This is a genomic window from Pararcticibacter amylolyticus, from assembly GCF_003130405.1.
Taxonomy (GTDB): domain Bacteria; phylum Bacteroidota; class Bacteroidia; order Sphingobacteriales; family Sphingobacteriaceae; genus Arcticibacter; species Arcticibacter amylolyticus.
In genome coordinates this window covers 1-8,003 of sequence record NZ_QEAS01000038.1, presented here as the reverse complement: position 1 = coordinate 8,003, position 8,003 = coordinate 1, and the positions used below count along the sequence as shown (strand labels likewise).

Genomic DNA, 8,003 nt, shown 5'->3' with positions numbered 1-8,003 from the left:
TTAGTACGTAATCGTCGGCTTAATAAACACCACCGTCACGACCTTATTCGTCGATTTCTGCCTGCTGCTGAAAAACCATTTTAATACCGGTATTCTGGATAGCAGCGGAACACCCGAGCCGGATTCACTATTTTCAGTCCTTTCAAGCCCGCCAAGAACGATCATATCTTCATTTCTTGCGCGGATGATTGACTCAAACTTGCTTGAAGAGGTTGGTGGAGGAGCATTTTCAGGAGGATTACCTATAAAGTCCGAAATATCGATATTGATATTCAGGGTAACCTGGTCATCACCCGAAACGATTGGCCGGATGTCAATCTTTAGAGCCGCGTCGACTGGATTATATTGCTCGGTTATTACCGTCTGACTAGTCAGTGTTCCCAGAGTATTTTGGGTCTTATTGACATAATACCGCCGGCTTCCAATACTCAGCTTCGCTGTATGCCCGTTAAGTGTAGAGAGTTTTGGCACCTGCCTGACTTCCGCATTGCTGTTGGCCTCAAGCGCACTAAGGGTAACATAAAAGTTGGGGGTTACACGCCCCAGGTTGACAGAGTTATTCTTACCCAGCCTCGAAAGGAAATCATTGATAGAACCAGCCCCGAACGTATAATCAATACCGGGGAAAATCGTCCCGCGTCCTTTGACAGCGCTGTCCGCTACTCCAGCCTTAATCCCAGTACTCACCGTTTTACCTTTGCGAATATCCATCAGGGTCACCTCAATAAGTACCATCGGAACCAGGCGGTCTATCTGTTTGATGTAGTTCTCAATTTCAGTGATCTGTGGAGAAGACCCCGAAAGCAGCAGCGTATTCTGCTCTTTAAATTCTTTGATCTCCACTCCCCTTCTCCATTCAGTAGGGATCATCGCCTGTACCGTATCTACCGAGCGGTACTGCAACTGGATCACCTTGTTCGTGCGAAGGCCCTCCAGCTTACGTTCCCCAATCAGGTAAACACCATTATCAATCCTGTAGGTGTACTCGGTTCCCTGGAACATCGAAGTAAGAAAACCATTAAAAGTAATATCGTTCACCCGTGTGGTGATCGTACCCTTGATATCCGAATAGATAAAATAGTTGATCTTCGCTTCAGCAGATGCCGCTTTTACCAAATCCAGGATCGGCGAATTCGTCGCATCCACACTCAGTAATCTTCCCGCCGGTGAACTTTTGCCGTATAGTGAAAAAGTACCACCGCCCTGACCGCCGCCGCCCATAGAAGGCGATGGTCTGTGATTCCGGCGCACATCCGTATTCCGCTCATCATTAATATACAGCTCTTCGTTATCCGCTAACGCCTGAAAAATATAAACATTGTCAGCAGTCTTCGTCAGCTTCAGCTTATTAGCGTAGGCAAGTTTTTCAAGCGCCACATCAAAAGGGGCATCCGAGAAAAAGGCTGTGACGGTTTTTGCCAGGAGGTCAACGGGCACCACCACATTCTTCTGGCTGATCTGGGTGATCTTCCTGGCAACCTGTCCAAGAGAATCATTACTTAATTCGAGGCTGAGTGTATTACCCTGCCCATTATATCGGGCCTTGATCTCCCGGGGCTGAACAACGGGTTTTGGTTCAGCAATCCTGGTGATTGACATGATCGAACCGATCGTGCTGATCTCAAGATTTTGCTCGCGGGCAAGAAAGAGCAGCACATTGAGAGCTGTCTCATTGGTAAAGTTATTATAGATCTTAAAGTTCAGCTGCGGGTCAATATTAATATTCAGGTTGTTCGACTGAGCCAAAGCCCTCAGGAACTCCTGCGCAGAGGCACCAGACATCGAAAGCTGTACTTTCTGGTTTAGCCCGGGAACGGCTGCCGACAATCCTCTCAATCTCTCCTCAACCAGCCTCATCCTCTCTGACGATGCCGTCTGCTGGCCAAACGCCCAAAAAGAGCACAGCAATAACAACAACAGGAAACCTATCCCTGCTCCTCCCCTTTTCAACATGTAAAATTTTCTCATCAATAACTAAACAGTAATGGATATATCTCTTCTATGGATGTTTCCCCTTTTGCAAAAAGCTCAAACGCGTTCTCTGCCAGCGTCTTTATTCCCCTTTCCTTCAAGAGCTGGTCGACGTACATATTCCCCTGCTTGATTTCCAGTGACAACTCCTGGTCGACAGGGACTACCTCGTATACAGCCTTTCTCCCCTTATATCCTGTATAAAAACACTCCTGGCAACCTTTGGCCTTATAATGTTCATGCACCGGATAGAATGGGCGGAACTGCTTCGGGTACATACCCGGCTCAGCAGCAAGCTTCTGTTTACACGCCGGACATAACAAACGCACCAGCCGTTGTGCTACAGTCGTATTCAGCGTATTGGCCACAAGGAAACCTGGTATTCCCATGTCCATCAGGCGGGATACAGTACCCCATGCAGAATTCGTGTGAATGGTCGATAACACAAGGTGACCGGTCAGCGCTGCCCTTATCGCCATATTGGCCGTTTCGGTGTCTCTGATCTCTCCCACCATAATCACATCCGGATCCTGGCGCAGAAAGGTACGCAAAGCAGAAGCAAAAGTAAGCCCGATGCTCTCCTTTAACTGCACCTGGTTCACACCCTCCAAAGTATACTCTATCGGATCCTCAATCGTCAATATATTCCGGGTCTCTTTATTCAAAAGCTTAAGAGTAGCATAGAGCGTAGTCGTTTTACCCGATCCGGTAGGCCCGCTGATCAGCAGGATCCCGTTTGGCCGTTTTACACCCTGAAGATAATTATCCAGATCGAATTCAGAAAGCCCCAGGCTGGTCAGCTCAATATTTGTTGCACTGTTATTGAGCAAGCGCAGCACCACTTTCTCACCATGCAGAGTTGGAAGCACGGAGACCCGGATGTCAAAAGCATCATCCCTGGTTTTATAATGGATCCGGCCATCCTGCGGAAGTCTCTTTTCAGCAATATCCAGGTTGGCCATGATCTTAACCTTGTTCACCAGTGCAGGGTAATCTTCTTTATCCAGGAGATAACGCTCTACCATCATCCCGTCGATGCGCACCCTTACCCGGCATTTATGTTCGTAAGTTTCAACATGAATATCACTGCTTTTTAAACCTTTTGCTTCGCGGATCAGGTTATCCAGGAATTCTGCTCCCCCGGCAGTAAAAGTAGCTACCTTCAGATCACTGCGGCTCTGCTCCCTGAAGTAATACGTGGACAGCAGACGGTCTACCTCTTGCGGTGATATTTTCTCCAGCAGCACATTCTTTCCCAGTATGATTTCCAGTTCAGAAGAAAGACTGAATTCGTCTGCATTCTCATCACAATAAAAAGTAATCTCATTTAAAGAGTCATACTTCGGAAGGATCCGGTAATGCCACGCCTGGTCCCTGCTGAGCAAATGCACAGTTTCTTTTAATAATTCGGTCAGGGGAGAAATACTCATGGGATAAGATAAAGGAGCCAGTCGTCACTGGCCGTATTTATAAATGAAGAGTTCCAGTCGGCAACCAGGAGAATAGCAAATAAAAGAGCCTGAAGCCCTGCAAGAGGCACCTTCATTCCAGCTTCCTTATCCTTCAACCGTATCAGTAACGTAAATAACAACACAATAATCAAACTTGAAACGTAAAACAACAGGTACGTAAGCGGCGAGAAATAAAAGGCCAGACAAAGGAGGAGCAATACATCCCCCCATCCAAGAAGTCCTTTCGTAATAATCACCAGTTTTCTCTGTCTGAATGAAAAATAAACAGTCAGCACGGCGAGCTGTAAAAGCAAAAAAGCCACATTATATAAACTATTTGCAACAACAGAATGCCAATCAGCATTTTCCTTTGCGAGCACCAGCAGCAGAACAAAAATAACCGGGAAGCACCACCAGTAAACAGCCCTGTAACGCAAATCCTGGCAAAAAACCGATATAAGGCCAGTCATAAGAAGGAGTTTTATCAGCATCTAATCAGGCACAACTTCCTTCAGGTTCTTATCCTGGTCAATTTCCCACACATTATATGTTCCGTTACCGTTAAAGTCGGCCACAGCAGTAGCACGCGCAACAAAAGTATTGGAACCAGAGTTCACCACCTCTATCCGGTAGTTCGCTTTACCATCCTTTCCGTCAGTCGTCAGCTTTTCCTGAATGAAGCCAATCTCTTTCAGGTCAGAGCTATATTTAGATTTCTCAAAGAAGAAGTTCTTTTCGAGCGTATGCACATGTTCCAGCTGTACCTTTGCCTCGGTACTTTTGGCTTTAGTGATCAGGGGCATCAGGTTAGGCAGCGCCAGGAGCACCAGTATACCTATAATGACCAGCACTATCAGAATCTCCGTCAAGGTGTAGGCAGGAAGTTTTTTATTGTAAAGGACCCTTCTCATAATATTGGAATAACCGATAAAATTTGGTTAAAGATAATGACAGAAAACGAGAGAATTAAATAAAATCCGTTAAAAATTTCTATACTGTTTCTACACTGCGGTATAACAGCAGTGTACACACTTATTTTCGTCCAATAGTAAGAGCGAAAAAGTATCAAAATCAGCATAGCATAATGAACAATTTAGAAAAAAGAAGGATAGCGAGCATCCTTTCAGGCATGTTATTCATGTGTTCGCTTACCGCCTATTCTCAAAGCAATACATTTCCTTCGACAGGAAATGTTGGAATAGGTACTACAAGTCCGAAAGGCTTATTGCATGTTAGCTCAGAAAGAGACTATTTTGTAAACAGAACTATTCCCGGATACACAGAGGATAGCCAGGGAGTAAACTATATACTACTTCATAAGGCGTATAACGGAATTTTGCTGGAAGATCACCACGTAATCGGCAAGATAACCGGGACCAGGGGAGATCCGGGTGCATGGAACAGGAAATTGACCATTGAGGTGAATACCGCAAGTGCTTATAACACAGATCGCGGAAGCTTAATGTGTTACAATGAACCAACAAGACTCGTTACGCTCACTTATCGGGGCGTGAAATATCTGGCTGTTGAGATCCGCCATCATTCGACGCTTCACAGTTTCTCTTTCACCGGATATGCTTTTAATGAAACATTCCAGTTAACCTATGATCAGGATGTTTCTAACGTGGAGGCATTTCAATCCCTGGATCCTATTACAATTCAGGGAAGCTTAGCGCTGGATACTTATGACACTTATGGGTATAAGTTAGCTGTTAACGGAAATATCAGAGCAAAGGAAATTAAGGTAGAAGCAGGTAATTGGCCGGACTATGTTTTTACACCGGAAAACAAGCGCCCAACGCTATCGGAACTTGAAGACTTTGTTCAAACAAATCGGCACCTGCCGGGAATCCCTTCTGCTTCTGAAGTAAAAGATAACGGTGTGAACCTTGGGGAGATGAACACCGCTCTATTAAAGAAAGTAGAGGAACTAACTCTGTACATAATTGAACAGAATAAGAAGCTGGAAGGAGTGATACAACAGAATGAAAAACAGCAGGAAAAACTTAGAAAACTGGAAGAACTCGTTAGTAATAAATAGGTCTACCGGGGAGACGGCCATTTTTCTGTCTCCCCGGTAAGGACTATTTAGAGAATTTGCTGATTTTTAAGACTTCCTGATCCGGCCCATTCCATCCGAATGAGAGAACAGCGTCATCAGATCCACTATATCCAAATCTAATGGAACCATTCTCAAAATTGTTATGGCTAAAGATATGCAATCCGCTTACAGGATTCTCAACACCAATGCCCACATTACCCATTTGGAGGAAAAGCATTCTGAGCCAGTGAATATGATGCTGCAATAGTAACAGTTAAAGAGAATAAGAGCTTCTTCATATATTAGGATTCGATTTGTGTTATATTCCATCCAAAACATAATCTGAGTCAAAGGCAATCGAGCTCAGAACATCATCTTTAAAGTAGTAATAATGCCATATTCCAGCTGCCCCTGAAATAATCTCTACCACCTTTATCTTTTCAAATTGAGGTGCAGAATCATTGAAGTATAAATTAAGGAAAGCTGACTTAGTCATACCTACTTCAACGCCGTTCTGCAGTTTTAATCCTTTATCTTTAATCTTTCCTGAAACTACTCCTAATCCCTCTAAATCTGGATCTTTAATAAGTTTAACGAAGCTGTTCTTATAGATTAATTTATAAATATTTGTAAAACTCCGATTAGGCAGCTTAGCCTTCTCAATTATAATATTGAATAAAGGGTTATGTGATCTAATAAGGCTTATACTCTTGTACCGTCCAAATGGATAAAAAAAAGAACGATTCTCTGAAACAATCTTTAACGTATCCCGATTAATACTTGCTTCAACTAGTTCCGTATTTCCCTTAACAATACTTGCAAAATCAATTGTATCCTTACTATTTGAGCCTATAGCAAATTGCACTACTGACTCACGTTTTCTTTCTTTATTAGAAAAACCCCAAACGTTCGTATTGATCCATATCATACAAAAAGACAACACAGACATCAAAATACAAGTTATACTTTTAGTTTTCATAATACTATTTACTCCATTAATTATCTACTAAAGGGATTCTTTCTTATAATTTCATCATATTTCTTCTGATCGTCTTTCAATCTTTCAATAAACTTTTGACTGTCAATCAGATACCTTATTATAGAATCTGATGGTACAAACTCATTAACTTGCTCTTCACCTTGAGTGGTTTTAGGATTCGCATTAGAGTTATTAGTACCGCCTTCATTCTTTTTCCCCCCATCGAGCTTTCCATCGGGCGTTTCTTTAACGGGTCTGTAATACCCGTAAAACTCAGAATCTCTATAAGCCTTAGGCGATAAATAGTAAGCATTTTCCGAGGCTTTTTTGGACTTACCTCTAGCATGTATTAATTTAATTTTGCCACTCTTATCAACACCACTTACTATTCCGACATGACCATTCCATAGTGCTATATCACCGACTTCAGGTTTATCTGAATGAATGAACTTTCCATTTTCGCCGAAAAACGTTTTCATTGCTGCAGTGTTTTGAGTTAAAACTCTATCTGTAATCCCATCAGCAAATAGCACCCTATTTACTAGTTCAGAACAATCTTTAAATTCTAAAGCCATCGATGTCATCCCCGTTCTTAGCGTGCTATTCTCCCATTTGTATAGAGATCCTATCATTTGTCTTGCAGCTTTAACTCTGTCCCCCGGTCCCTCACCGTTAATGTCAATGAACCTCATTGGGTTATTAATCGCATAAACAAATGGGGAATATTTTGTTGCCTCTTCAGCCTTTGGATCTATTACTCCGAATCTCCCAATCGCCGGGTCATAGAACCTTGCCCCATAATCATACTGGTTCATCCCCAGCTCCGTCTGCAGCTCCTTCCCGTTGTACTTGTACCGGTTATCAGGGCTCGGTGTCATCCCGTTGTGGTTCATCTCCATCCCGAAGGCATAGTAGTCTGATAACTGGATAATGCTCCCGTCCTGCTTCACCACTGCTCTCGTGTTACTAAGGTGGTCCCTTAGCATATATTCATAACTGTAGCTTTCTCCGCTCTTTACTGCCCGCCCTTCTTCGGTCTGGATGAACTCGATATGTCCGTCATTCCCGTATTCGATCCCCCCGATATAGTCCCGGTTCCCGCCTGTGGCTTCTTTCCTCAGTTTCCGTCCGCTGGCATCGTAAAGGTACGTAATTGTCTGGTTACTTCCTGTCTGGGTGACCGCTTTAGGGAGGTTGAGTTCATTGTAGTTTATGGTCAGCTGTTTTTTGCTGTCGCTGGCCAGGTTGCCGTTGTCGTCGTAGGTGTAATTGGTGGTGCCTGCTGGCTGCCCTTCATTGCTGCTGCTGCCGTCTGTCAGGCTGGCCAGCCGGTTGCTTTGTCCGCTTTCTTCGTAGGTGTAGGACAGCTGGTCGGTCTTCCCTGTCCCGTTGGAGGTCCGCTCCAGGCTCTGGATGTTCCCGGCTTTGTCATAGCTGAGTTTCTCGTTGAAGTAACCGGTCTTGCCGGGGGTGGTGTAGGCGGCCAGTTCCAGGCGGTTGAGCTTGTCGTAGGTGTAGTCATAGCTTTGCTTCTCCTGGGGAAAGCCGCTGCTGGCGGGGA

7 protein-coding genes are annotated in these 8,003 nt (G+C 44.2%); 1 reads left to right on the top strand and 6 read right to left on the bottom strand.

All coding sequences use genetic code 11. The features are described from left to right. From DDR33_RS24310 to DDR33_RS24295, 4 genes are read right to left on the bottom strand one after another with little or no spacing between them, the layout of a single operon-like run. Window positions 1-1,968: a type II secretion system protein GspD gene (locus DDR33_RS24310; protein ID WP_238387936.1), complete on the bottom strand. Its 1,968-nt coding sequence runs from the start codon at window positions 1,966-1,968 to the stop codon at window positions 1-3. Continuing rightward, the gene (locus DDR33_RS24305; protein ID WP_109418403.1) at window positions 1,968-3,401 is read right to left on the bottom strand and encodes a GspE/PulE family protein; all 1,434 of its coding nucleotides are present in this window, start codon (window positions 3,399-3,401) and stop codon (window positions 1,968-1,970) included. The genes DDR33_RS24310 and DDR33_RS24305 overlap by 1 nt, the downstream gene beginning before the upstream one ends. Next, window positions 3,398-3,892: a prepilin peptidase gene (locus DDR33_RS24300; RefSeq protein ID WP_146198852.1), complete on the bottom strand. Its 495-nt coding sequence runs from the start codon at window positions 3,890-3,892 to the stop codon at window positions 3,398-3,400. Before DDR33_RS24300 ends, DDR33_RS24305 begins: the two co-directional genes overlap by 4 nt. Before the next feature lie 21 nt (window positions 3,893-3,913). Then, window positions 3,914-4,333: a prepilin-type N-terminal cleavage/methylation domain-containing protein gene (locus tag DDR33_RS24295; RefSeq protein ID WP_109418401.1), complete on the bottom strand. Its 420-nt coding sequence runs from the start codon at window positions 4,331-4,333 to the stop codon at window positions 3,914-3,916. Between the two features lie 173 nt (window positions 4,334-4,506). Between DDR33_RS24295 and DDR33_RS24290 the strand changes: the two genes are divergently transcribed. After that, window positions 4,507-5,463 (top strand): hypothetical protein, encoded by a 957-nt coding sequence (locus tag DDR33_RS24290; protein WP_109418400.1) that lies wholly within the window; start codon window positions 4,507-4,509, stop codon window positions 5,461-5,463. A 319-nt stretch (window positions 5,464-5,782) separates the two neighbouring features. On the opposite strand, the gene DDR33_RS24280 is transcribed toward DDR33_RS24290, so the two are convergent. Beyond that, on the bottom strand, window positions 5,783-6,442 hold the full coding sequence (locus DDR33_RS24280; RefSeq protein ID WP_146198851.1) for a hypothetical protein: 660 nt from the start codon (window positions 6,440-6,442) through the stop codon (window positions 5,783-5,785). A gap of 20 nt (window positions 6,443-6,462) precedes the next feature. After that, the coding region (locus DDR33_RS24275; protein WP_317047474.1) for an RHS repeat-associated core domain-containing protein at window positions 6,463-8,003 on the bottom strand (1,541 nt) is incomplete at its 5' end.

Excerpts from the sequence above, each read along its gene's own strand:
- DDR33_RS24295 (WP_109418401.1), bottom strand. The coding sequence starts at position 4,333 with ATGAGAAGGGTCCTTTACAATAAAAAACTTCCTGCCTACACCTTGACG.
- DDR33_RS24310 (WP_238387936.1), bottom strand. The coding sequence starts at position 1,968 with ATGAGAAAATTTTACATGTTGAAAAGGGGAGGAGCAGGGATAGGTTTC.
- DDR33_RS24305 (WP_109418403.1), bottom strand. The coding sequence starts at position 3,401 with ATGAGTATTTCTCCCCTGACCGAATTATTAAAAGAAACTGTGCATTTG.
- DDR33_RS24290 (WP_109418400.1), top strand. The coding sequence starts at position 4,507 with ATGAACAATTTAGAAAAAAGAAGGATAGCGAGCATCCTTTCAGGCATG.
- DDR33_RS24300 (WP_146198852.1), bottom strand. The coding sequence starts at position 3,892 with ATGACTGGCCTTATATCGGTTTTTTGCCAGGATTTGCGTTACAGGGCT.
- DDR33_RS24280 (WP_146198851.1), bottom strand. The coding sequence starts at position 6,442 with ATGAAAACTAAAAGTATAACTTGTATTTTGATGTCTGTGTTGTCTTTT.